A 433-nucleotide genomic window follows, 5' to 3' on the forward strand; every position below is an offset into this window, starting at 1 on the left:
CGAGCAGGTCGACATAGCGGTCGCCGAGCGTGACCTCGACGTTCACGTCGGGATGGTCTTCCAGATAGCGCGCCGTTACCTCGCCAAGATGCATCGCGCCGAACGTGACGGGCGCCGCGATACGCAGCACGCCGCGCGCCTTGCCCTGCGAATCGCCGGCTTCCCGATTGGCGTCGTCGAAGGCGTCGAGGATCTGCTTGCTGCGCTCGTAGTAGGTCTGGCCCGCGTCGGTCAGGCTCAGGCGCCGCGTGGTTCGTTGCAGCAGCCGCGCGTTCAGTTGCGCCTCGATCGCGCTCACATGCTTGCCGGCCATCGCCGGCGAAAGCCCGAAGCGGCGCGCGGCGGCCGCCAGGCTGCCTTCTTCCACCGCGGCGACGAACACGTCGAGGCTTGTCAGTCGGTCCATTTCCTGTTCCTCATTCGATAGCACGAT

At 66.7% G+C, this 433-nt stretch carries 1 protein-coding gene; it reads right to left on the minus strand.

The window, feature by feature from the left end:
* Positions 1–406: LysR family transcriptional regulator (locus HWX22_RS31665; RefSeq protein WP_175917034.1), on the minus strand; the 406-nt coding region annotated here is incomplete at its 3' end.
* Between the last annotated feature and the right edge of the window lie 27 nt (positions 407–433).

This window comes from Burkholderia sp. BCC1638 (genome assembly GCF_902833195.1).
In the GTDB taxonomy this organism is placed as follows: domain Bacteria; phylum Pseudomonadota; class Gammaproteobacteria; order Burkholderiales; family Burkholderiaceae; genus Burkholderia; species Burkholderia diffusa.